Genomic DNA, 22,201 nt, shown 5'->3' with positions numbered 1-22,201 from the left:
TTGAAAGCTGTAATTCTGGCCGGCGGGCGTGGAACACGTGGAAGGCCTTTTACAGACTATATTCCAAAAGCAATGATACCGGTTCATGGAAAACCACTAATTGCTCACATTGTGGAATACCTATCATCATTTAAGATCATAGAGGATATAATCATCCTTGCAGATTTTGATGGATTTAGGCAAACAAATAGAAAAATATTTTGAAAATTACAAAAGGGCAAAAAAGCCACTTCAGATTTATTCAAGATTCTCAAAGTGGGACTGGTGGAGATCTAGTACATCTAGATAAGATTCTGGAAAAAAATTCAGAATTTCTGCTATGGTTTGTTGATAACCTGACCCCTCTTGATGTCAAAAATATGTATCAGTTTCATAGAGAAAAAAATACCCTAGCTACAATAGCTACCAGAAAGTACAGGAAGGAAGAGACAGGTTATGCCATAGTAGAAAATGGAATAGTCGTTGAATTTAGGGAAAAACCAACAATAAAACTCGAGATGGCCGAATGTCTTGGAATCTACATCCTAAACTCAAAAATTCTGAAGATCATCAAGTCAAAAAAAGATAAAAGAAAAGAAATGAATCTTTCATATGATATTCTCCAACCATTATCAAAAGAAGGAAAGATTAGTGCTTACGATATAGGAAAGAATCCATGGATTGATGTGGATTCACCAGGTCGTGTTGAAAGAGAAAAAGAACTGGTAAATACAATAATTAAGAAACTCCAAGGCTAGAGTTTCTTTGAGCGGCTTCATATTTTGAGATCTCGTCGTTATGTTGTAGTGTAACTGCAATATCATCAAGACCCTCAAGGAGAATTTTTTTCCAATGAGGTTCAATATCAAAAGATATAGATGTATCATCATTGATTATGGTTTGTTTTTGCAGATCTATTTCAATCTCAGATCTACTTTCAAATAATTTCTGTAATACTTGTTCATTTACCTTTATTGGTAATATTCCATTTTTGAAACAGTTGTTATAAAAAATATCAGCAAATGATGTAGACAGGACAGCTCTGAACCCAAAATCTAGAAGCGCCCAAGCAGCGTGTTCTCTGCTTGATCCACATCCAAAATTGTTTCTTGCTAACAATATCTTTGAATTTTTATATTTTGGTTCATTTAAAACAAAGTCTTTTTTTTCAGTTCCATCTTTTTCATATCTCCAGTCATAAAACAAATATTGTCCAAACCCAGTTTTTTGAACCAGTTTTAAGAATTGTTTCGGAATTATCTGATCAGTATCAACATTAACCTTGTCAAGTGGAGTTGCAATACTTTTGATTGTTATGAAAGGTTCCATCTCAGTTCAAATCCAACTCACGTACGTCAACAAAATGACCACGAATTGCAGCAGCGGCCGCCATTACAGGACTAACAAGGTGGGTCCTACCACCAGAACCTTGCCTGCCTTCAAAATTCCTATTAGAAGTGCTTGCACATCTTTCACCAGCAGATAGAATATCAGGATTCATTCCAAGACACATGCTACATCCTGATTCTCGCCACTCAAAACCTGCATCTTTGAAGATCCTATCAAGGCCTAATTCTTCGGATTGTTTCTTCACATGCTGTGAGCCAGGTACAATCATCGCCCTTATTTTTGATGAAACTTTGTTTCCTTTTACTATTTTTGCAGCCTCAGTCAAATCTTCCAATCTAGAATTTGTACAAGATCCAATGAAAACTCTGTCTAGTTCAATATCAGTAATCAAAGTTCCTGATTTGAGTCCCATATATTGTAGGGCTTTGGTTGCAGCTTTTTCTTCCTCAGGGTTTCCTTTTGCATATTCCTCAGGAAATGGAACCTTGCCTGTGACATCAATAGTCATTGCAGGATTTGTTCCCCAGCTTACCTGAGGCGCAATTGTATCCGCATGTAATGTGAAACTTTTATCAAATCTTGCGTTATTATCAGTCTTCAAGTTTTCTCTCCAATATTCTACTAATTTGTCATAATTTTTGGGAACATATCTTCGCCCTTTCAAATAATCAAATGTCTTTTCATCTGGAGCTACAAGACCTGCTCTTGCACCTCCTTCAATTGACATATTGCATATAGTCATCCTTTGTTCCATACTAAGTTCTGAGATTGTCTCTCCCCTATACTCAAATATGGTACCTGTGCCTCCGGCAGTACCAATCCGTCGTATTATTGAAAGTATGATATCCTTAGCAGTTATCGCATGAGGGTTCTTTCGTTTTCCTTCCACCCTAATTTCAAATGTCTTTGGTTTTTCCATCCATATGCATTGAGTAGCCAGTACATGTTCTACATCACTTGTACCAATTCCAAAAGCAAGTGCACCAAAAGCTCCATGAGTGGAAGTATGACTATCGCCGCAGACTATTGTTGTTCCAGGCAAGGTTATTCCAAGTTCAGGACCTATGACATGAACTATTCCTTGATTTGGACTGTTAATATCAAAAAGCTCAATTCCAAACTCTTTGCAGTTTCTTTCAAGTGCCTTTATCTGCGTTGCAGAGGTTTGGTCCAGTATAGGTAATGACCTGTTGCTTGTTGGCACATTATGATCCATGGTTGCAAAAGTAAGATCTGTTCTTCGTACCTTCCTCTTATTCATGCGTAGTCCATCAAAAGCCTGTGGTGATGTAACCTCATGCACTAGGTGTCTGTCAACATACAACAGAGAACGGCCGTTGCCTTCTTTTACTACATGTGAATCCCAGATCTTTTCAAACAAGGTCTTTGCCATCTAATTATTCACATTCAAATCGGAGATATAATGGTATAACGAACAATTGTTACGGAGTAGATTTTCTATGGTTTGTAGTTGAACAATCCGCCCGCTGCAATTATTTTTCCTATCAATTCTGGAAATGGCTTTATTTTGTAGGTCGCATTTTTTGTCATATTCCTTATTTCATTTTTAGATATTTCAATCTCGAGTTGATCTCCTTCAGATATGTCCTTGTAGGCATTTTCTTCTATCTCAATAGGTAACAAGAATGCGCCATCTACTGCATTTCTATAGAATATTCTTGCAAAGGACAATGCCAGAACTGCCTTGACTCCAGAGTACGATAGTGCTATTGGTGCATGTTCCCTTGAAGAGCCGCAGCCAAAGTTTTTACCCGCAACTAAGAAATCGCCTGGTTTTACTTTTTTGTGAAAATCTTTGTCAATTCCCTCCATGGCATGTTTTGCAAGCTCATTGTAATCATGAATTTTTAGGTATGGACCTGGCAATATTACATCTGTGTCAATGTTGTCCCTTTCATATTTTATTACAGAGCCTTTCATTTAATGTCCCTCGGATCTGTGATTTTTCCTGTGATTGCAGATGCAGCTGCAACAAGGGGTGAAGCAAGATACGTCTTTGATTCAACATGACCCATTCTGCCTGGGAAATTTCTATTTGTGGTGCTAATGCACACCTCATCTTTTGCCAAGACTCCCATATGTGCACCACAGCAGGCACCACATGTTGGTGGACCCACCATGGCGCCAGCATCCATGAAAATCTTTACAAGCCCTTCATCCATTGCCTTTCTGAAGATAGATATCGCGGCAGGAAGTACTTCAGTTCTAATCTTTACTTTTCTTCCTTTAAGTATTTTTGCCGCAGCTCTCAAGTCCTCAAGTTTTGCGCCAGTACATGAACCAATGTATGCCTTGTCAAGCGATACAGATGATAGTTCCCGTGCGACTGTGATATTTTCTGGAGAGAATGGTTTAGCTACAATTGGATCAAGTTCAGACGCCTCATATTCGTAGGTTTTTTCATATTGAGCGTCAGGATCTCCGTGAACTTCACTGTAATTTGTAGCTCCTCTCTGTGCAAGATAGTCTCGTATTTTTTGATCTGGTTCAATTATTCCACTTTTTGCCCCAGCTTCTGTAGTCATGTTAGTTAGAGTTAGTCTTTCCTCAACAGACATTTCGGAAATTCCAGATCCTCCAAATTGCATTGTCTTGTATGCACCACCATCAGTACCAATGTCACCAATTATTTTCAATATCAAGTCCTTTGCCATTACATAGTCAGGCAATTTTCCATTTAGCTTAAAGTAGATTGTTTCTGGAACCTTGAACCAGATCTTTCCATTCAATAGAACATACGCTACATCAGTATGTCCAAGTCCTGCTGCAAATGCACCTAGTGCTCCAGTGGTGTTTGTATGCGAATCACCCCCGACATAGACCTCGCCTGGTAAAACCATTGCCTCTTCGTGAGAAAGTGTGTGACAGATCCCATACTGACCCATGCCATATTTGAAATGCTTTTCTATGCCATACTCTTTTGTGAATTGCGTCAACAATACCACATTTTGAGCAGATATTTTGTCAGCTGCAGGTACAAAATGATCCTCGGCAACCCACACTTTTTCCGGAGCCCATAATTTTTCGATCTTCATTCCAGTCTTCTTTAATTTTTCAAATACAGCTATTACTCCAGGTCCAGATACATCATGTACCATCACCTTATCCACATTAGCAAATATGACATCGTCTGGAGACACTTTGGTTTTTCCTGATGCTCTAGCCAGAATCTTTTCAGTGATATTCAATAAAAGAAATATCTTTTTTAGAAATTAAAACGTTTGCAGAAAGAGCCGCCTACAAAGATTTACATTCCTTGAAAATCATCTAAAAAAAGTTGGTTTCAAGACTTTTAAAATTATCAGTATTAATCGTGTTTTTATCATTATTCCAATATGCAGTTTATGCGCAAGAAGAATCTGCACCGCAGACTAGATTATCAAGTAAAGGACTGGCATTTGTTAACCTCTCAACCTCTCCTGCAAATCCTGTTACAGGTCAGCTTACTGTTATTCTCATTCAGTTCATAGATCCACAGAGTAAAGTTCTACGTGGTGACATTTACTACAACTTTATCATAAAAAATGAAACAAGCCAGATTCTCACATTACCAGGAGGATCAACAATTACTGGAAAGGTAGGAATACCATACGAGTTTGAAAAACCAGGAAATTATCAAGTGGAAATTGATCTAAATGACACTGCACTCTCAAAAGACAACTCAGTTTCACTTGATGAGGTTACCTTCCCAATTTATGTATCCCAAGGAGAATTACAAACAGCAAACCAAACGGTTTCCAACACAACATCTGAGAGTAGTTCTAATGTCAATATAGATACTACCAACAATGACAATAACCATCTTTTGTTAGATGGTGTGCTTGTCGCTATTGCCGTAGGCATAGTGGCATTCATGGTCAGAAAAAAGGTCATCTCAAAGAACAAAAAATCAAGTATACCGGAATAGTACCATACCTGCAGAACGCTAAATAGTAAATTCGGTTATGAATCATTCATGTCGCTTTCAGTATTTTCAATAAAGTCCTTGCCAAAGGCTGAGAGGTTTGATCTGTTTGAGAGCCTAAAATCAGATCTTGAAACGGAGGAATTAGAACTTCAAGATGGAGACGTCATTGTGATATCAAGCAAGTATGTTGCAAATTCTCAAGGAAGAACAGTGGAATATGACAAAGTGTCTCCATCTTTGGAGGCGGGAACTATTGCGTCAAAATTTCACATTAAACCGAAAATAGCCGAGATTATTCTAAGAGAATCAGATGTTATTTTTGGCGGGATTCCGGGATTTGTTATAACATCTTCAGATTACATCATGGCGCCAAATGCAGGCATTGACAAATCTAATGCAAAAAAAGGAGACGTTATTTTATACCCAATTGATCCTTACGCCGTATCAGAACAGCTAAGACGCAAATTTCTGTTAACATATAATGTTCACGTTGGAATAATCATAATAGATAGCAGGTTGATGCCAGCAAGGTCGGGAACTGTAGGTGTTGCAATTGCATGTGCCGGGATAGAGCCATTATCAGATCTTAGAGGTCAAAAAGATTTGTACGGAAATCCACTCAAAGTTACATTTCAAGCTGTGGCAGATGATCTAGCATCCATTGCAAATCTCAAGATGGGAGAAGGAGCTGAAGCTATTCCTGCTGCACTCATTAGAGACTCTGGTGCCAGACTCACAGATAGAAGAATCCAGGAGAATGAAATGGCTGTTTCATATGATCAATGTGTGTACGTTCGTGGACTTGGAACAAGAATCTGATGCAGCCATAGTTTTAATAGAGCTAGATTTGACGGCAGCATATGGTGGAATTCTTCACCCGGTATCCAAAGACGGTATCACTCCTAGATGGAATGAGTGAGATGGTAAAAGTGGACAAGAACGGAGTAGAACAGCTCACCATCGTAGTAAAGAAAAGCGTTGACGAATTGCTGAAAGTCTTCGCTCATGAGGGTTTTACTCATGTCAAGTTTGAGCACAAGCAGACACTGCAGATAGGCCACGGCCTTTCATTGAAACTGAAAAAGCCCTGGGAGATGCATGTCAGGCTGCTTGAAATGAAAAAAGGGCTGGTAGCAATACAGGCCGAAGTTGAGGTTTCGCGAGACTATTTGCAGCACCTCTTTTGCCAGCGAACGCCAGTCTTGTACGAAATAGAGTCTCTCCTCAAGAAGCATCAAATTGAATACAAAATATGGAATGAAAGAATAAGAAAATATGTCAAGGCAATTGTTGACAATTACAAGGTTCAGCTTAAAACCCCAAGCTTTCCAGTTTTGGCTTGGAAGCCAATGGTATTTTTCATAGGAGCAACAGGCATCCTGTACCTCTTCAAGTACATACTGACAATCTAGCCCTCTTACAAGACAGGACAATCATTGCCGTTCAAATCTTAAATCAATCCTCTGCCTAGATAATACATGGCAATGTCATGGTATGACAACAGCCATCGACTAGATACACATGAGCTAGAATACCTGAAAAAAGTCGAGTACCTGTGGAATCATCTTTCCCAGACACAAAGACTCGCCATATCATCATCCATAGTCAACGATACGCTAAGACAGGAAAACAGTAAACATTGCTTTATTGGAGAAGCAATTGGAACAAAGAAGAGAAATGCTGTTTTGCATAACAATTCATTTGCATACAAGGCCATAGAACTTACCAAGATGATATTTTATGATGGACCCAGTTATGACAACCTACTAGACAGAAGGGTAACAAGAGAGGAAAAGGAGATTCTAGACGATATCTATTATGCAAAAATAGGAGACCTGGAATACCAATACAAAAGGGCAAACGAACTAATCAGATTCCACATAATCAGTCATTTGTACGCCATTTAGAAATATGCCAATGCAGGGTAGAATTTGGACTTGGACGAGTAGAAACCAAGATCTATTCCTAAAATAAGATTGAAACTTTAATTAGAATTTTTTAGAATTACATGTTGATGAGTGCAGCCAAGCTTCCTCTTTCGCTAAAATTCTATGGAGTATCCCCTTGGGAATTAGAAGTTCTATACAGCCTGCTCCATAGCTTGTTCCAAGTAGAGGAAGATTCACAAGAACAGCCTGACGAGGATTTTACCACAATGATTGATATCGTTTTTCCTCTTGCATTCAGTGATGCCTTCTTCAAGTGGTTTGGAAATGCAAGATGGGACAAGTTCAAGGCAATTCTAAAAGAATTGAAAAGACGACGAGGAGGAGGAAAAACACTGCGAATTTACATGAAATTCATTGGCAAGCCAAGCATAAAGTTCACGCTAGATCTAGACAATAGAAATTTGTTTGATGCAGCCATAGAAAAAACAGATTTTGTTTTGGAACTTCTTCCTTATCATCTTGATCCACACAAGATACCTGCCAGCATCACAGAAGTTATGTATTATTTTGATGATAGAACTGGGAGATGGAATATCAATTCAGCTACGTCAGAAAATGAAACTTATACGTTTTCACAAAACGAATGGAAAATTACTTGATTTCTTTTTCCAAAGGTTCTAGTAGAGAGTTCAATTCGCGATATTTTTTTTCTATAAAATCTAAAGACTCTTCAAGCTTCTTTGATTTACCGTATTTGTATCTGATGAGTTCTCGATGTCTCCAGAAATTCTTTCCTTCACCAACTGATATGGTACTAAAGTAATCTGGACCTTTCAGGCTATCAGGAAGTTTGATATTGTAAGGAAAGAGAAATTCTGCCATAAACCACTCGTCACCATCAGGATAGTCAGAGCCGGTTTCAATATCAAAGAACAGATGAAGAAAATTTGTTTGCATGAGACCATCATCTCTCATGGTGGGATGTTTTATGCTTGACTTTTTAAAATCCAGGTTCAGAAGGCTAGGCTCGAAGTATCCCTTGATAATTGATTTGCGGAATATCTTGTTAACTTCCTCTAAATTCAATGTAGAACTACTCTTCTGTTCATCATGCTAATAACTTATATCATTGTCGTTAATGGGATTTAACAAATTGGGTCACTAGTATCAAGAACGTACAGATTATTCTTTACAGGAAAAAACTCACCTTAGACTTGAAGTGAATCTAGAATTTTTGAAATATCTGTTATGGGTTTGCCGTTTGATGAAATTTCTTGATATGCCGGAGGATTTTCAAGATAGTTTGGAATTCTATCCGCTATCCTTTCATCATATGGAGCAATCATCTCATTTTTATAAAATATTCCAGTTGGGATTTTTGAGTCCCATTCATTTGACTTTATGAGGGCTTGTGTTAACTTTTCATTTTCTTCATCTGGTGAATCTATATGCACAATTGGATCATACCCAGTATCCTCCAACTTGTAGATTCGTGGACGCGGTTTCTTTGTTATTTCGTCAACATTATCCATTCCTGCAAACCAATCTCTTGTGTTAATGTCATTATACGTAGGACATGGTTGTAAGACATCAAGAAAAGAAAGTCCTCTATGTTTCACGGCTGCAACGATTAGATCTTTTAGTTGCCTGACATCATATGCATATCCTCGTGCAACAAATGTAAAACCGCTAGCTATTGCCAATGCAATTGGATTCACGGATTGGTTTACGTTAGGTTCTGGAAGCGATTTTGTCTTCAAGCCAAGCTTAAGAGTTGGAGAAGCTTGCCCTTTTGTCAAGCCATAGACACCATTATTGAATATGATATAGGTCATGTCCACATTTCTTCTTCCTGCTGCTACAAAATGTCCTGCACCTATACCCAATCCATCTCCATCACCACCTGCAGCAACTATTGTCATTTCCGGATTTGCAAGCTTGGCGCCTTGCGCAAAAGTCATTACTCTTCCGTGTAGCGTGTGTACACCATAGACATTTACGAAATGAGACGTCTTGCCAGAACATCCGACTCCTGAAAAGATCGCAGCCTTGTGACGAGGTATTGCCATTTCTGCAAGCGCCATCTGAATAGCGCTTACAATTCCAAAATCGCCACAGCCGGGACACCAGTCATTGTGCACCTCGGTTTTGTAATCTGATAAATTAGACGCCATATGATAACACCTGTCTTTTCTCCGCCTTTCCGTCTATTATTTTTTTAATTGACTCATATAATTCCGTACAAGTCATTGCTCTTCCAGTATACTTGAGAATATAATAGTCAACTTTACGGTCCAAATTTTCATTTAGTAATGTTCCTAGTTGAGCAGAGTAATTTGCTTCCACGTCTATTATGGTTTTGACGCCTTTTAGCAAAGATTTGACATGATCTTGTGGGAACGGATGCAATAGTTTTACTTGTATAAACCCAACGTTATAGTTGTCTTTTTTCAGCATTTCAATTGCATCAAGAATTGGGCCTTTGGTAGAGCCCCAGCTTACGATACAAAAGTCAGAAATTCCATGATTTACCGCTTGATCTTCCTTTGGAATTGTTTCTAACGCCACCTCAATCTTCTTTGCTCGCTTGTCCATCTTGTACATTCTATTCACTGGATCTTCTGGAGATATGACCTTGTTCATCGCTTTCATCTCCGGTATTCCAGAATATACCATTTTCAAGCCCTAGCTTAGATCTTGGCGATATGCCATCTTCAGAGGGGGCAAAACGCAGGTAATTATCATCAACGATTTTCTCTAAGAGCTTGCCTCGTTCAATTGTAACCTTTGTTGGATCAAATCTTTTTACAGTTGACACAGTACTTGCAATGAATTTATCCATCATGTGAATTACAGGCATTTGGAATGTTTCTGCAAAATTGAAACATTCTGCGGCATCATAAAATCCCTCTTCAGTATCACCTGACGCATAAACAATTCTAGGAAAATCACCGTGGCCTGCATATATCGCAAAGAGCAGATCGTCTTGTCCATGTCTAGTAGGAAGTCCTGTTGAGGGACCGCTTCTTTGGTATAGTGTAACTACAATTGGCACTTCGTTTATTCCAGCCCAACCAAGCGCTTCTGCCATAAGAGAAAATCCAGGACCTGAGGTACTAGTTGCAGCCCTTGCACCTGTCAATGCAGCCCCAATCAACATTCCTATTGCTGAAATTTCATCTTCTGTTTGTACTATTATGGTAGAGCCTGGCCTATTATTTTCAACATCAAATGTTTCATTTGATTCCAAAAATACGCTTTCGTCGGATGCGGGTGTAATTGGATAGTATGATTGAAATCCTGCATCCAGCAGCTAATTTTCCAAGACCAGTAGATTGGAAACCTTGTACTAGAATAACATCAGAGTTACTTTGAATTGGAGATAGTTGATATTTGAATTTCTGATATTTGGCTGTCGCATAATTATATGCATAGTTTGCGGCATGTTTATTCATCTCTGCAATCTTGGGCTTGCTTGAAAAGACCTTATCCACAGATCGTAACAGAGTGTCAGGCGGTAAACCCAGCAAACCAATTGATACCGACACAGATAGGACATTTAACATTCGAAACATTCCTCGAATGGTAGGATTATTCATTTCATCTGCCAGAGTAGAAAGTATTGTCTTAAAGGATACAGGATACAAAATGACGCCTCTTTCTTTTGCTGCTTCCAATACTCCATGTACAGTAAACGGTTTATTCTTTGACAAAAGATATTTCTCTAATCTTTCTTTGAATGGCTTGTCAAGAGTCGGGATTTCGTCAATCTTAACCTGCTCAAGATCAGACTCGTATACAATTGCGCCGTCATCGTGTACATCATCAGTATGTCTGAACAGAGTTTCTGCGTCAAATGCCGCAAGCATTGTAATTCCAGATATATTAGAACGAACTTCCTTGTCGGAAACCCTTACCCCGAAATAGCTATGCTCTCCCTTGATATTAGAATAATATTCTCTTTTTCCAAAAATTTTCAGACCGCATCCAGCACAGGCACCAGCAAAGATATTAGCTGCAGATTCAACGCCGCCTCCCTGAGGGCCGCCTATAACCCACGTTAAATCTATTGACGCCACGACGAATCTAGACAGTCATCAAATATTAATAATGCTATAATTCCTATTTTGCGACTTAACCGCCGGTAGCAGCATCAAACAATGCACACTCACATTTATCACGCTCGCCACAAAATGGACAAACACAAACACATTTTTCAATTGGATTACTACATTGAACACAAACTGCAAACTCTTCTTTGTGTTTCAATTCAATATTATTATACAGACTTGTTATAAATGAGTTTTTATAATGACCTTTTGAGTGCTTTTTTCAATGAAGATTTTGCTTACTCGACGTCTGCACGATTTTGCAGTAAAAGAATTGAAGAAGAGATACCAAGTTGAGATCCATACTGGAAAGATTCCAATATCGAAGGATTCACTCATCTCCAAAATAAAGGACAAAGATGGCTTAATTTGTTATCCATACGACAGAATCGATTCAGATGTAATAAATGCAGGAACTAGGCTCAAGGCAATCTCTACTTTTAGTGTTGGTTACAACCACATTGATGTCAATACCGCATTAAAAAAAGGAATTACTGTAAGTTATACCCCAGAGGTACTTACAAAGGCTACAGCAGATCTTACCGTGGCACTCGTACTAGCTCTATTTCGAAGAGTCTGCGAGGGAGACAGACTGATTCGCAAAAATGAATGGAGAACCATATTTGGGCCATACGAGTTTCTTGGCACGGATCTCTCCGGAAAAACCCTAGGCATATTTGGAATGGGAAGAATAGGCAAGGCAGTTGCAAAAAGAGCACTTGGTTTTGAGATGAAATTGTTATACCACAACAGAAAAAGGCTTTCCCCTCAAGAAGAAAAGAGGTTGAATGCAAAATATGTTTCACTTGATGAGTTGTTCAGAAGAAGTGATGTAGTAAGCATCCATGCTCCATATACACCAAAGACACATGAGATAGTGAATCTGAAACGGCTCAAGAGCATGAAGAAAACTTCTTTTCTAGTAAACACAGCACGAGGCAAGATAATAAATGAAAAGGACCTTGTGGCAGCATTAAAGAAAAAAATTATCGCAGGTGCTGCCTTGGATGTATTTCAAAATGAACCCATAGGCATTTCAAATCATTTAACAGGATTAAGAAACGTGCTGATAACTCCGCATATTGGAAGCGCAACCGTAGAAACCAGAAGAGAGATGGCAGAAATAACAGTAAAAAACTTGATTCTCTCACTTGCTGGAAAAAAACCAATCTACCAAGTTAAAGTTGAATCAGGTCGTTTGGGTCGATTTTAATACAACTTGTTCCCACGGGTTTTAGATCTGCAAAGTGAATCGATCCTTGCGGAACTTTACCTTCTTTCTGTAAGGAACCCAGTCTATCAACAAACATTTTCTTGTGGTTGTCACATGTGACTCCAACCATGTATTCATCATCCTTAGATTTTATAGAAATGACAAACTCTGGCGGCATTGGACAGTCTTGTCCATTTTTCCTAATTGAACAATGTTCTGGAAACACGAGTTTGTTTTGCCATCTAACAATATTAAGTTTGGTCGAATATGTGTAAATCCATGCATGATAACATAGTGTCTTGAGTCAACCGCATTCTCTTTATCCTACCAAAACTACACTAAAGGATGAGTCTTTACGAGATATGCAATAGGATAGATTGCAGTCATCCCAGACATGATCATTTTCCTCACGGATATTGCATCCATGTAAATTCTGATGGAAAAAAATGTGATTGCAAAGAGTTTAACACCATGGTTTAGATTTTTTTCAGATCAAGCGCTTTGGATCTCGTCATTTTTGAGCACTGAATTTATGGAAAACTTGCCAATAAAGCAAATAACAAGGTATAATGCCGTAGACAACTAATCTAACCCATAAGCCAAAACGAAATTCAGCTCAAAATATTAGAAGCATATAGTCGTGATGTTGGTCGCGGTGTAGCACGTCTTGATTATGAGTCAATGGATGTTCTCGGAGTATCTAGTGGCGATATTGTAGAAATCACCGGAAAAAGAAAATCTGTTGCAAAATGTCTTCCCCTCTATACATCAGATGAAGGAAAAGGGATAATCAGAGTAGACGGGCTTGCCAGAAACAACACAGGAGTTGCGGTAGGAGACATGGTCATGTTGCGAAAGATAAAGGCTGTGGTAGCAGAAAAGATCATAGTGGCACCACTTGATGCGATGCCACCAATAGATGAAAGATATCTTACAGATTCGCTAGAAAACATTCCTTTAGTAAAAGGTGACAATATTATGGTACCATACTTTGGCGGCAGACTCACATTTCAGGTCATTGGAGTAACTCCAGTGGCAGGTGCAGTAATTGTAACTTCAAAAACAATATTCCACATTGCTGAAAAAGAGGAGAGCCTACGTGGTGTACCGCAGGTAGCGTATGAAGATGTTGGTGGCATGAGCGATGAGCTTAGAAAAGTTCGCGAGATGGTTGAGCTACCAATGAGACATCCGGAAATTTTTGAAAAGCTAGGCGTTGAGGCTCCAAAGGGTGTATTGCTCTATGGAGTACCAGGAACTGGCAAGACACTTTTGGCAAAAGCAGTGGCAAATGAAACTAACGCCCATTTTACTAGCATTTCAGGTCCCGAAATTATGAGTAAATTTTATGGAGAAAGCGAGGCAAGACTCAGAGAGATCTTCAAAGAAGCACGAGAAAAATCCCCTTCCATCATATTCATTGATGAAATAGATTCTATTGCTCCAAAACGTGAAGAAGTAACTGGCGAGGTTGAGAGAAGAGTAGTTTCTCAAATGCTTGCACTTATGGACGGACTTGAGGGAAGAGGAAAGGTAATTGTCATTGCAGCAACAAACAGGCCAAATGCATTAGATCCCGCCCTTAGGAGACCAGGTAGGTTTGACAGAGAAATAGAGATCAGAATACCCTGATAAAAAGGGAAGACAGGAGATACTTTTGATACATACAAGAAACATGCCATTAAGTGAAGATGTAAACTTGGAAAAACTTGCGGCAATAACCCATGGATTTGTAGGAGCTGATTTGGAATATCTCTGCAAAGAAGCCGCAATGAAATGTTTGAGAAGACTATTGCCGGAAATTAATTTAGCAGATGAAAAGATTCCAGTTGAAACTCTTGAAAAGCTTGTTGTAAATGACGAAGATTATCGATTTGCATTGCGTGAAGTCACACCTGCTGGAATGCGTGAGGTTTACATTGAAAAACCTGACATAAAGTGGGACCAAATCGGAGGATTGGAAAATGTAAAGCTGGAACTGCAAGAAGCAGTGGAGTGGCCTATGAAATATCCTATATTTTATTCAAACTTGGATATAGAACACCACGTGGAATACTGCTTCATGGACCAAGTGGAACCGGCAAGACACTTTTGGCAAAAGCAGTGGCAACAGAAAGCGAAGCTAATTTCATATCAATAAAAGGACCTGAGCTCTTATCAAAATGGATAGGGGAATCAGAACGTGGGATAAGAGAAGTATTTCGAAGAGCGAGGCAGGCCTCGCCATGTGTCATATTCTTTGACGAGATCGACTCTATTGCACCAACAAGAGGGATGGGAGAGACCGCAGTTACAGAAAAAGTTGTCAGCCAACTTCTCACAGAACTTGATGGCATAGAAACTCTTCACGGGGTAGTAGTTATCGCTGCAACAAACAGAGCCGATATGATAGATAGAGCATTACTTAGGCCAGGCAGATTTGACAAGATGGTAATGGTGCCAATACCAGACAAAGCTGGTAGACTCAAGATACTTGAGATAAACTCAAAAGATATTCCAATTGAGAACGAGATTGGAACTCAAAACGGTATAAATCCAGACTATGTAGACCTGGATAAAATTGCAGAAGCTACAGAAGGTTTCAGTGGTGCAGATGTTGCCTCCATTGCAAACACTGCAGTATCTCTTGTCATACACGAGTTTATTGAGAAATATCCAGATCCAAAAGAGGCAGAAAAACAGGTCGAACATGCAAAGGTAACCATTAGGCACTTTGAAGATGCCATCAAAAAAGTAAAGATCCAAAAAGATCTAAAGATTGGCGAAAAAGTGTCAATATCACACTTTAGATAAGTTGTCAAAATCAAAGATTTTGTCATCAGACTATATCTTTTCAGATTTTTCCAAATTCTAAAAAATTAAGGCGCCGGGAGAGAGATTTGAACTCTCGGACCCTTGCGAGTACGCGCTTTATGGTTTTCATTTCCAGGCGCGCGCCCTACCAGGCTAGGCGACCCCGGCATCAATTCGCCAAGTCAACTTCGTTGTAAAAATTGACCATATATTACGTTAATTGATGCAGTATACAAGTTCAGCAGTATCACTGAAAGATGTTTATTGTAACTGATTTTTTCAATACATTGTCTGCGTCTGGTGATGTGTTGGACTCTATTTTATACCTACCTTCAATCACTTTACTTCCATCAGTTTTTGTTTGATTCCAGACAAACATTTTCTCCTCATGAGGGTTCAATGTGGAAATTGTTTGAATTGATGCTGGCAAGTATATGATAGTGCCATCCAAGCCTCGAATCTTCAATCCAAATGAAGAGTCAGAAAACGTCAAAGGTACCGTGCCTGAATTAATTATCCTTATGTGAACCGGCTCATCTAGATGATAGTTTATTTTTTCAGTGATTATGGAAAGCGATGGACCATCTTGGTATACTAGAGAGGGCGTCTGGTTTGAGATCTGAAACAAGAAACCTCCAATTATTCCCGCTCCTATAACTCCTACAACAAAACAAATCGTAGCTCCTTTTGGAATCAACTTTCAAAAGGTGATTTTGATTCCTTTTTAATTGTTAACTACTGCCTTTGAGCGCCAGCTTTTGGGATAAGTGTTAGGCGCCATGATGATTCTTTTTATCTGAAATGCAAATCCTTTGGTATTTTCAACTATCTCGTCTTCTGGCATTATAGTCTCGGCAAGAGCCACAATCTCGCCTTTTTGAGTATAGATTCCAACCAAGTCTCCTTTTTTGAGTCCACTAGAGATTTCAAGGATTCCAGGTATTGCCAATTGAGCTCCGTGACACAACGCGTCTACCGCCGAGTCCCTTATTACTACTGATTTTATCTCACTTAGGCAATGTTCAATTGGCATGAGTATTCTTCTTATCTTTGACTCATCATTCTTTTCTTTCCATAATGCATATGCATCTACAAGATCATGCATTTTGACAAGGTTTGACTCTTCATTAAATTGTCCCACCCGGGTTCTCCTTAGCTCTATCATTGTAGCCCCCGGCCCCAAAATTTCTCCCATGTCGTAGAAAATTTTTCGTATGTACGTTCCTGCTTCGCACAAGATTCGTAAAAGCAAGAGTCGTTCCTTTTCTTCTACAACTTCAATTTCATACACATTTCTTATTCTAGTTTGTCTTGATACGGCTGATCGTTGTGGTGGTTTTTGGTAAATTTTTCCTGTCAATAGTTTCAGCACTTGATTCAATTTTTCTTTAGAAGGCAACGAATGAAGTCTACCTAAAGCATGATATTCCTTTGGTCCAAGCAAAAGAACTATCAGTGCCTTGGTTGCTTCACCAAAACCAATTGGCAAAAGTCCTGAGACTTGCGGATCCAAAGTGCCGCTATGTCCCGCCTTTGGAACATTCAATATTTTCTTCACCCATGAAACAGTCTCATGGCTTGTTGGACCATTTGGTTTATCCAACAATATGAAACCATAGTTGAGAAGTTGCTCTATTGATCTTTTATCATAGTAAGTACCATACGAGTCATTTGTTATGTCCTGATCTATGACTCTAAGATTTTCTATTTGTTTGAGTGTCATAATGATTTTTCACTGCCTTCTTTGCAAGTTCAAGCACTTGAACTGGACCCAGACCATCCGTATCTAGTATTTCATTGAACACGGATAGATCATCTCCAAAATTAAAGCCATATAGTTTCTTGTATATCATTTTATTTTCTTCATATCTTTTTTTCACAATTCCAAGTGCATGTTCATATGATATATGATCTCTTGTTGTCATCCTTTTTGCGCTAATTTCTTGTGAACCGGCAAGCCAAATTTTAATTCCATCTTCCACCAGCCAAGGAAGAGTATAGCTAGTTATGACTACATCTTCGGTTAGTACCATTTTCTTCAGTTTCTCATCAACTATTTTATCAAATTCCGAGTTTCCTTTTCTCATATTCAGAAATTTCATCCCTGCTTCAGTATCCCAGAAATCATCCTTTTCAGTCTGAAATCCTTCTTCTTTTGCCATCTCTTTGAGTACATCACCGCCACTAACATATTTCAGATCAAATTCCTTTGCAAGACCCTTTGCTATGGTAGTCTTTCCAATGGCTGGTGAGCCTGATATTATTACTGATCTGAGCAATTCAACTTGTGTCCATTGTAGTCTTGGTAAGCCGCATGATTATACCGCTAAATGAAGCAGATGACAGGAAATACCATGCCCAGAAATATAGATCGTTTACGTGTTTGCATATACTAGGTGTAGATGCAACCTTATCTGCGGTGCATGTTAGCTGGAAAAAGTTACCCGGAATGAAATTTAGCGGTATTGGTGATACCGCGACCGTATACGAAAAAAGTGGAGGCAACACAAAATAAAATACCAAGATAAGAGGCAAGAAGGTAATCATCATCGGCCTCATGTTCAGTTGCATTAATTCCATATTCATCTTGTTCATGTACGCAGATTTCTTGTTCAATTCATCTATTTTTTCTTGATCTTTTGCTTTAAAGGCCGCAATACGTTCTTTTTGCCAAGCTCGAGTGTCCTTGAGTAACTTCTTTACCTTATTTTGATCCACCATCCTACGTTTTATCATTGCATTGAAAAGATTGAGCCCGATTGCAATTAACATAATTCCGATAACAGATGGAATCATTCCTTTTACTATTGGATTGGTGCTTCCCATGGGTCCTCTAGAGAGACCTGGAATCTGCAATGATACCATGTTTAAGAAATCAAAGATTAGGTTATGTTCCATTGTTAAATCCCATTGCACTTACGATTCCTTTTGCAGCCTCGTCAATTTTGCCTTCAGTGTTGAGAACCATCTTAATTGGAGAGCCACATAGTATAGAACAAGTGGAAAGCATTGCGCTTGTAACATCAAGTTCTTTCTTTATTGCATCAATCGATACAATATCACGATTTCTTGTGCTATCTTTCATTCTCCTATTGTAGATCTCTTCAGGTCTGGCAGTGATCATGATAAAGCTGTCAGGCATTAGAATTTCTAAAACATTGTGAGGCAAGCCAGGATAGAACCCTTCCTTTGTCGAGATAAATGCATGAGTATCTACAATTACAGCCTCGTCTGTTATCGAAGCTATTTTTTTTGCAGCCATGGATTGGAGATCTTTTTGTTCTCGAACTGTAAGTTTACGAAGATCATCTCTGCTTTGAATTCCTTTGGTCTTCTTTGCTTCATCAAACATCACAGTACCAAATATGAATACACTGACACTGATCTTTTTCTCTTTTAAGATGTCAACAACCTTGGAAACAATGGTAGTCTTTCCAACGCCTGGAATTCCAACAATTATTACTCTTTTACTTTCTACCAAGCAGTGCACCCAGGGCAGGCATTACTTCTTCTACTCGCTCTCTTACCAGTAGATTGTAATAGTTAATCAAGATGTCAACTGTAAGCAGCATTCCTGTTCCTGAGCCAAACGTTCCCAATACATTTGAAATACCAGCTAATAGTCCAAGAATAATAGAACCTATTATTGTGACAGATGGGATGTATTTCTGCAGCAAGTCTTCTACTGGTTGATTAGAACGTCTAAAACCTGGTATTTGCACATCTGCATCTAACAAGTTCTTTGCAGCACTTTTAGCAGACAATCCTCCAAGTTCAATCCAAAGTCTACCAAAGAGAACAACTATGCCCACCATGAATAAGATGTACAGAACGGCTCTGGTAGGATCCAGTGCTACAGTATCAAGACCAAGAGGAGCTGTTACATAGTAAAGTATACCTCCGGTCGGGGTAGATGGAGAAGTTGGATCAAACATACCTAAGAAATTCAGAACAGGGTTTGCATTTCTTGGATTAAAGTTGGCCCAGAGTATCTGACCAATAAATACGGCATTAGCAGTAAGAGCAGATGCCAAGATAACAGGAATGTTTGAGACATACATCAACTTGATTGGATATACAGCAGAAAATCCTCTGTATTTGGTTGATACGATAGGAATTTCCACCTTGATTCCTTGCGTATATACAAGAATTAGTAATACTCCAGCAGTAATGAAGAGACTGAAAATGCTAGGCAGTTGGTTTACTCGAAATAGCAGGTTACTAAAGTTGCTATGTATAACGGAATAAATGATGTTTGCAAAGACACCAACTGGTCCTCCATCACCTGCAGGAATTGGGCTTATGAGTGACCAGATTATCTGCTGAGCTACACCTGCTGCAATGAATAAACTAATTCCACTTCCTATTCCCCATCCTTTCTGAACCAATTCATCCAATAGCATGATTATTACAGATGCGCCGATGAGTTGTCCAATTAAGATAAAGGCAACCTCATGGTTAGGAAGCCTTGGCCCATATACTGCCATTCCATATAGTGAAGACTCGGCAACGATTACAATATACGTTACAATTTTTGTTGCTGTTTGATAGAGCTCTCTGTCCTCTGGCTTTTTGAAATCCAAGTGAAATATTTCAGACCCTTTTAAGAGCTGCATCAAAAGTCCTGCTGTTACTATAGGTCCAATTCCCAGTTCCACCAAAGTTCCTTGTTGGGATGCAAAAATTACTCTTGCAAAGGCAAGAAAGTCAAATGCAGGGGGTTGATGCTCCGTACAGTGGAGTCTGTCCCATAATCATGTAAACAAATAGAGCTATTCCACACCATATCAAACGGACGTGTAAAGGAATTTTTTTCTTGGGTTTTGGTACCTGTGGAATGTAAGTCTCGGCTTTTGAAATTATTGTTCTAAGAAAACCTTTTGGTGCCTCTTCTTCACTCATTCTGCAGCAAGCACCTCACCACCAGATTTTTTGACTTTATCTTCTGCAGTAGCAGAGAATCGTCCTACTTTTATTACGTAAGCGTTCTTTGTCTGTCCTCCTCCTAACAACTTGTCATAGCCAAGTTCTGAGAGATCTATTACCTTCTTTCCGCCTTCTTGTTTTCCATGTTTTGCATAGATATCATCTAGATCTCTTACACTTGCCCATTTCCTTACTAGGTTTGGATGTGGCGGGTGAGTAGAATCATGACCAAAATGTCGTGGATCTGTTAAAAGCATCCTGATAAAGTGATGTTTGTGCATACCAGATTGTCCAAGTCCTCCTTTGTGACCGCTGGCTCTGTGTTGTCCTATCTGTCCCCATCCATGATGTCTTCCTCCTCGGAATTTTCTGGTCTTTCGTAGTCTTGTTGCCATCTTAAATCATCATCTTTACTTGTGTAAGAAGTTCCTTATGATTTCCCAATATTCCGCCTTGACCATACATTTTCTTGGTACTTCTCTTGAATCCATGTCTTGGAGGAGCAAGAGCAAACCATGGTTTGAGCGGTTTTAACTTTGATAATGCAACGGCACCATCTGCCAATGATTTTGCCAGCTCGTCAGTATTTTTGAATCCAAGTTTTTCGATATCTTCAGAGGTAAGTTTTCTATAACCTTCTTTTCTTGCTCTTTTTTCTAAAAGTTCCTTCGTGGTTGAAACGTCAATTTCTTGCCAAGATACATAGTGCTGGATCTTGTTCAACATTCCCTTTGTATTATCCCGTTCTGGGACTATTGTGGCTCTAAATCTCTTATCTAAATGAAGTAGATCTAAAGTAGTGTTTGCCCAGTGCGGAACATTAATCGTTCCTTTCATTCGTATTACTAAGAAAGCTTTTCCCATTCTATACTCAACCTTGACTAAATGTTTGTCTCAAGCAATTCAAAACTGCCCGTGATGTAGAAGTCATTGTATTTGTGGATCCTGTACTTTTTGTCCATGCATCTTTCAGACCTGCAAGTTTTAACAGATTTTTAATATTACCGCCTGCTACCAACCCAAGACCTCTAGGTCCTGGAATAATTTCAACTGTTACGCTTCCACCCCTACCTCTTACCTTGAAAGGTACGGAATGTTTTTGATCACACCTACACTCCCAACTTCCGCAACCCAGTTTCACCGGACTTACATTAAGATAAGCCTGACTGGTGGCTTTTTCAATAGCAATTCGCATTTGTTTTGATTTTCCTTGTCCTATTCCAAGCCATCCGTTTTCATCACCTGCCGCCACTAGTGCCTTGAATCTTGTATATTCTCCATTGGTGGTCTGTTTTTGAACTATACCTACATCTATGACCTCCGTTTTGATACCAGGCAATAATTTCTTGATGATTCCGGACTCCTGAATTCTATAACCATTTTCATAGATTTCTTTCATGGAAGTAATCTTGTTAGTAGCAACTAGCTTTCCCAATGTAGTTCTTGGTACCCATTCCACTTCGGGTTCTCTAGATCTTTGTCTTGTCTCTGATCTGCTCATTTAGTTTTTACCTCATTATCTATTGCTGATTTTACTTTGTCAATCTCATTTGCGACTTTGAGATGTTTTCCAGTAATTCTATCTGCAGAAGGAAAAGTTTCCTCATCTGCAGGTACATCTAGTCCAGCATCTATTATTCCTTTCAATGCTGCAGATATTCTCTGAGTATATCGTCTAGTACCAACATAAAGAACTGCACCACTGACACCAGTTAGCCAGTGCTTTTTTGCCTGCAAGATAACCTGTCAGATATGCTGCAGGTATACTTTTTCTTGAACCCTTCCAGCCTTTTTTCAGAAGAGATCTTGAATGAGCCGATGACAGAACTTTGTCTCCCAATAGTTCTGGTTTGTGAATTTGCACAAGTGTATTTTCATTTGATATCTGAACTGTGATAAAGTCTCTCCTACCCATTAGAAGATTTCTTCTTCTTCCATAGTTGGTTTTCTCTTCGCGAGACCTGCGTAATATTTGTGAATATGCCATCGATACTACCTATTTACAAAAAATTTT

25 protein-coding genes, 1 tRNA gene and 3 pseudogenes are annotated in these 22,201 nt (G+C 39.0%); 9 read left to right on the top strand and 20 right to left on the bottom strand.

The features are described from left to right. Together DYY67_RS11200 and DYY67_RS09275 are read left to right on the top strand one after the other, a co-directional pair. Complete coding sequence (locus DYY67_RS11200; protein WP_255493107.1) at positions 1-204, top strand: nucleotidyltransferase family protein; 204 nt, start codon at positions 1-3, stop codon at positions 202-204. Further along, complete coding sequence (locus DYY67_RS09275; RefSeq protein ID WP_255493106.1) at positions 201-737, top strand: nucleotidyltransferase family protein; 537 nt, start codon at positions 201-203, stop codon at positions 735-737. Before DYY67_RS11200 ends, DYY67_RS09275 begins: the two co-directional genes overlap by 4 nt. Here DYY67_RS09275 and leuD read toward each other — a convergent pair. The 4 genes from leuD to DYY67_RS09255 all read right to left on the bottom strand — a co-directional run bounded on the left by leuD (position 718) and on the right by DYY67_RS09255 (position 4,538). Further along, positions 718-1,308, bottom strand: coding sequence for a 3-isopropylmalate dehydratase small subunit (gene leuD / locus DYY67_RS09270; protein WP_166392592.1), 591 nt, complete (start codon positions 1,306-1,308; stop codon positions 718-720). The genes DYY67_RS09275 and leuD overlap by 20 nt on opposite strands. 1 nt (position 1,309) lies before the next feature. Then, a complete protein-coding gene (gene leuC / locus DYY67_RS09265) occupies positions 1,310-2,722 on the bottom strand; it encodes a 3-isopropylmalate dehydratase large subunit (RefSeq protein ID WP_166392591.1) in 1,413 nt (470 codons plus the stop codon). 65 nt (positions 2,723-2,787) lie between these two features. Next, positions 2,788-3,270: a LeuD/DmdB family oxidoreductase small subunit gene (locus DYY67_RS09260; RefSeq protein ID WP_166392590.1), complete on the bottom strand. Its 483-nt coding sequence runs from the start codon at positions 3,268-3,270 to the stop codon at positions 2,788-2,790. Next, positions 3,267-4,538 carry a 3-isopropylmalate dehydratase large subunit gene (locus tag DYY67_RS09255; protein ID WP_166392589.1) on the bottom strand — a complete coding sequence of 424 codons (1,272 nt, stop codon included), beginning with the start codon at positions 4,536-4,538 and terminating at the stop codon, positions 3,267-3,269. The genes DYY67_RS09260 and DYY67_RS09255 overlap by 4 nt, the downstream gene beginning before the upstream one ends. 89 nt (positions 4,539-4,627) lie before the next feature. Here DYY67_RS09255 and DYY67_RS09250 point away from each other — a divergent pair, with 89 nt between their 5' ends. The 5 genes from DYY67_RS09250 (at position 4,628) to DYY67_RS09230 (ending at position 7,805) form a co-directional block, all read left to right on the top strand. Continuing rightward, complete coding sequence (locus DYY67_RS09250; RefSeq protein WP_166392588.1) at positions 4,628-5,257, top strand: hypothetical protein; 630 nt, start codon at positions 4,628-4,630, stop codon at positions 5,255-5,257. A gap of 48 nt (positions 5,258-5,305) precedes the next feature. Next, positions 5,306-6,076 carry a coenzyme F420-0:L-glutamate ligase gene (gene cofE / locus DYY67_RS09245; RefSeq protein ID WP_166392587.1) on the top strand — a complete coding sequence of 257 codons (771 nt, stop codon included), beginning with the start codon at positions 5,306-5,308 and terminating at the stop codon, positions 6,074-6,076. A 44-nt stretch (positions 6,077-6,120) separates the two neighbouring features. Continuing rightward, positions 6,121-6,669 carry a hypothetical protein gene (locus DYY67_RS09240; protein ID WP_166392616.1) on the top strand — a complete coding sequence of 183 codons (549 nt, stop codon included), beginning with the start codon at positions 6,121-6,123 and terminating at the stop codon, positions 6,667-6,669. 66 nt (positions 6,670-6,735) lie between these two features. Further along, positions 6,736-7,164 carry a hypothetical protein gene (locus tag DYY67_RS09235; protein ID WP_166392586.1) on the top strand — a complete coding sequence of 143 codons (429 nt, stop codon included), beginning with the start codon at positions 6,736-6,738 and terminating at the stop codon, positions 7,162-7,164. A gap of 107 nt (positions 7,165-7,271) precedes the next feature. Continuing rightward, positions 7,272-7,805, top strand: coding sequence for a hypothetical protein (locus DYY67_RS09230; protein WP_166392585.1), 534 nt, complete (start codon positions 7,272-7,274; stop codon positions 7,803-7,805). Here the strand turns inward: DYY67_RS09230 and DYY67_RS09225 are convergent. The 3 genes and pseudogenes from DYY67_RS09225 to DYY67_RS09215 all read right to left on the bottom strand — a co-directional run bounded on the left by DYY67_RS09225 (position 7,798) and on the right by DYY67_RS09215 (position 11,225). Beyond that, positions 7,798-8,232: a hypothetical protein gene (locus DYY67_RS09225; RefSeq protein ID WP_166392584.1), complete on the bottom strand. Its 435-nt coding sequence runs from the start codon at positions 8,230-8,232 to the stop codon at positions 7,798-7,800. The genes DYY67_RS09230 and DYY67_RS09225 overlap by 8 nt on opposite strands. Positions 8,233-8,354: 122 nt before the next feature. After that, positions 8,355-9,320, bottom strand: a complete 966-nt coding sequence (locus DYY67_RS09220) for a 2-oxoacid:ferredoxin oxidoreductase subunit beta (RefSeq protein WP_166392583.1) — start codon at positions 9,318-9,320, stop codon at positions 8,355-8,357. After that, positions 9,310-11,225 (bottom strand): annotated as a pseudogene (locus tag DYY67_RS09215) (2-oxoacid:ferredoxin oxidoreductase subunit alpha). Before DYY67_RS09215 ends, DYY67_RS09220 begins: the two are co-directional and overlap by 11 nt. Positions 11,226-11,481: 256 nt before the next feature. Between DYY67_RS09215 and DYY67_RS09210 the strand changes: the two are divergent. Continuing rightward, positions 11,482-12,468: a 2-hydroxyacid dehydrogenase gene (locus DYY67_RS09210; protein WP_166392582.1), complete on the top strand. Its 987-nt coding sequence runs from the start codon at positions 11,482-11,484 to the stop codon at positions 12,466-12,468. Here the strand turns inward: DYY67_RS09210 and DYY67_RS09205 are convergent. Further along, positions 12,434-12,694 carry a hypothetical protein gene (locus DYY67_RS09205; protein ID WP_320416042.1) on the bottom strand — a complete coding sequence of 87 codons (261 nt, stop codon included), beginning with the start codon at positions 12,692-12,694 and terminating at the stop codon, positions 12,434-12,436. The genes DYY67_RS09210 and DYY67_RS09205 overlap by 35 nt on opposite strands. Positions 12,695-13,062: 368 nt before the next feature. Between DYY67_RS09205 and DYY67_RS09200 the strand changes: the two are divergent. Continuing rightward, a pseudogene (locus DYY67_RS09200) lies at positions 13,063-15,261 on the top strand (CDC48 family AAA ATPase). 71 nt (positions 15,262-15,332) lie between these two features. On the opposite strand, the gene DYY67_RS09195 reads toward DYY67_RS09200, so the two are convergent. The 12 genes and pseudogenes from DYY67_RS09195 to DYY67_RS11185 all read right to left on the bottom strand — a co-directional run bounded on the left by DYY67_RS09195 (position 15,333) and on the right by DYY67_RS11185 (position 22,102). Beyond that, positions 15,333-15,429: transfer RNA gene (locus tag DYY67_RS09195), tRNA-Ser, on the bottom strand. A 79-nt stretch (positions 15,430-15,508) separates the two neighbouring features. Further along, on the bottom strand, positions 15,509-15,958 hold the full coding sequence (locus DYY67_RS09190) for a hypothetical protein (protein ID WP_166392581.1): 450 nt from the start codon (positions 15,956-15,958) through the stop codon (positions 15,509-15,511). A 27-nt stretch (positions 15,959-15,985) separates the two neighbouring features. After that, a complete protein-coding gene (locus tag DYY67_RS09185) occupies positions 15,986-16,984 on the bottom strand; it encodes an RNA-guided pseudouridylation complex pseudouridine synthase subunit Cbf5 (protein ID WP_166392580.1) in 999 nt (332 codons plus the stop codon). After that, a complete protein-coding gene (locus DYY67_RS09180) occupies positions 16,956-17,540 on the bottom strand; it encodes a cytidylate kinase-like family protein (RefSeq protein WP_166392579.1) in 585 nt (194 codons plus the stop codon). Before DYY67_RS09180 ends, DYY67_RS09185 begins: the two co-directional genes overlap by 29 nt. Before the next feature lies 1 nt (position 17,541). After that, positions 17,542-18,159, bottom strand: a complete 618-nt coding sequence (locus DYY67_RS09175; RefSeq protein WP_166392578.1) for an EMC3/TMCO1 family protein — start codon at positions 18,157-18,159, stop codon at positions 17,542-17,544. Next, positions 18,149-18,742, bottom strand: coding sequence for an adenylate kinase (locus DYY67_RS09170; protein WP_166392577.1), 594 nt, complete (start codon positions 18,740-18,742; stop codon positions 18,149-18,151). Before DYY67_RS09170 ends, DYY67_RS09175 begins: the two co-directional genes overlap by 11 nt. After that, positions 18,729-20,163, bottom strand: a pseudogene (secY, locus tag DYY67_RS09165) (preprotein translocase subunit SecY). Before secY ends, DYY67_RS09170 begins: the two are co-directional and overlap by 14 nt. Then, on the bottom strand, positions 20,160-20,582 hold the full coding sequence (locus DYY67_RS09160; RefSeq protein WP_166392576.1) for an uL15 family ribosomal protein: 423 nt from the start codon (positions 20,580-20,582) through the stop codon (positions 20,160-20,162). The pseudogene secY and the gene DYY67_RS09160 overlap by 4 nt, the downstream one beginning before the upstream one ends. Position 20,583: 1 nt before the next feature. Continuing rightward, the gene (locus DYY67_RS09155; RefSeq protein WP_166392575.1) at positions 20,584-21,051 is read right to left on the bottom strand and encodes a 50S ribosomal protein L30; all 468 of its coding nucleotides are present in this window, start codon (positions 21,049-21,051) and stop codon (positions 20,584-20,586) included. Positions 21,052-21,058: 7 nt separating this feature from the next. After that, positions 21,059-21,688: a 30S ribosomal protein S5 gene (locus tag DYY67_RS09150; RefSeq protein WP_166392574.1), complete on the bottom strand. Its 630-nt coding sequence runs from the start codon at positions 21,686-21,688 to the stop codon at positions 21,059-21,061. Continuing rightward, positions 21,685-21,924, bottom strand: a complete 240-nt coding sequence (locus DYY67_RS11190; RefSeq protein WP_255493117.1) for a hypothetical protein — start codon at positions 21,922-21,924, stop codon at positions 21,685-21,687. The genes DYY67_RS09150 and DYY67_RS11190 overlap by 4 nt, the downstream gene beginning before the upstream one ends. Next, positions 21,863-22,102 (bottom strand): hypothetical protein, encoded by a 240-nt coding sequence (locus DYY67_RS11185; protein WP_255493114.1) that lies wholly within the window; start codon positions 22,100-22,102, stop codon positions 21,863-21,865. The genes DYY67_RS11190 and DYY67_RS11185 overlap by 62 nt, the downstream gene beginning before the upstream one ends. Positions 22,103-22,201: the final 99 nt, after the last annotated feature.

This window comes from Candidatus Nitrosotalea sp. TS, from assembly GCF_011319465.1.
Taxonomy (GTDB): Archaea; Thermoproteota; Nitrososphaeria; order Nitrososphaerales; family Nitrosopumilaceae; genus Nitrosotalea.
Note: the sequence above shows the minus strand (reverse complement) of the source record. Positions and strands in the feature narration are given on the sequence as shown.

Bases quoted from the DNA above. Each gene is read 5' to 3' on its own strand.
- DYY67_RS09150 (WP_166392574.1), bottom strand. From the start codon at position 21,688: ATGAGCAGATCAGAGACAAGACAAAGATCTAGAGAACCCGAAGTGGAA.
- DYY67_RS09185 (WP_166392580.1), bottom strand. From the start codon at position 16,984: ATGACACTCAAACAAATAGAAAATCTTAGAGTCATAGATCAGGACATA.
- leuC (WP_166392591.1), bottom strand. From the start codon at position 2,722: ATGGCAAAGACCTTGTTTGAAAAGATCTGGGATTCACATGTAGTAAAA.
- DYY67_RS09210 (WP_166392582.1), top strand. From the start codon at position 11,482: ATGAAGATTTTGCTTACTCGACGTCTGCACGATTTTGCAGTAAAAGAA.
- DYY67_RS09220 (WP_166392583.1), bottom strand. From the start codon at position 9,320: ATGGCGTCTAATTTATCAGATTACAAAACCGAGGTGCACAATGACTGG.
- DYY67_RS11185 (WP_255493114.1), bottom strand. From the start codon at position 22,102: ATGGGTAGGAGAGACTTTATCACAGTTCAGATATCAAATGAAAATACA.
- leuD (WP_166392592.1), bottom strand. From the start codon at position 1,308: ATGGAACCTTTCATAACAATCAAAAGTATTGCAACTCCACTTGACAAG.
- DYY67_RS09160 (WP_166392576.1), bottom strand. From the start codon at position 20,582: ATGGCAACAAGACTACGAAAGACCAGAAAATTCCGAGGAGGAAGACAT.
- DYY67_RS09155 (WP_166392575.1), bottom strand. From the start codon at position 21,051: ATGGGAAAAGCTTTCTTAGTAATACGAATGAAAGGAACGATTAATGTT.
- DYY67_RS09230 (WP_166392585.1), top strand. From the start codon at position 7,272: ATGAGTGCAGCCAAGCTTCCTCTTTCGCTAAAATTCTATGGAGTATCC.
- DYY67_RS09175 (WP_166392578.1), bottom strand. From the start codon at position 18,159: ATGGAACATAACCTAATCTTTGATTTCTTAAACATGGTATCATTGCAG.
- cofE (WP_166392587.1), top strand. From the start codon at position 5,306: ATGTCGCTTTCAGTATTTTCAATAAAGTCCTTGCCAAAGGCTGAGAGG.
- DYY67_RS09260 (WP_166392590.1), bottom strand. From the start codon at position 3,270: ATGAAAGGCTCTGTAATAAAATATGAAAGGGACAACATTGACACAGAT.
- DYY67_RS09235 (WP_166392586.1), top strand. From the start codon at position 6,736: ATGGCAATGTCATGGTATGACAACAGCCATCGACTAGATACACATGAG.